The following is a 467-nucleotide window of genomic DNA, read 5'->3' on the forward strand; positions in this document are numbered from 1 at the left end:
CATTAAAACCTAATTCCTCAGCTATACTTTCTAATGAGTCCATCCAACATTCATCATTTTCTTCTATTGCGACTTTGAATGATTCTTGTATCAGCTCTTTTACTAAATCAACCTCTAATATCTTTAAAGTATCCACTATAATATTTACTCCTGGCCAGTTTAAATCTTGAGTCCACTGCATCATCAAAAATAAGATTTCTTTTTCTTCTTGGTTTGAAATCTGATTTCTTTTCAGTATGTTTTGGATTACTATGGCAGCATTATGCCAATAGGCTTTTTCTTTCGGTTGAATCAAATACCTTATTTCTTTGACTGATAACTTGCTTAACTCTTCTATAGCATTCTCCTGAATTTCTTGACTCAAATTCCAATGTAAATGGTTTATTAGTTCTTTATATTTCGGCATACTCTCTACTCTCCTTGGAAAACCCTCTAAATTTATTGATAATATCATTGGCTTCCAAGAT

General features: G+C 31.7%; 1 protein-coding gene. It reads right to left on the bottom strand.

Annotated features, from left to right (window positions below; translation table 11 throughout):
- The coding region (locus tag RCF13_RS00985) for a hypothetical protein (RefSeq protein WP_308140739.1) at positions 1-406 on the bottom strand (406 nt) is incomplete at its 3' end.
- Positions 407-467: the final 61 nt, after the last annotated feature.

It is taken from the genome of Stenotrophomonas maltophilia group sp. RNC7 (assembly GCF_030910085.1).
Taxonomy (GTDB): domain Bacteria; phylum Pseudomonadota; class Gammaproteobacteria; order Xanthomonadales; family Xanthomonadaceae; genus Stenotrophomonas; species Stenotrophomonas sepilia.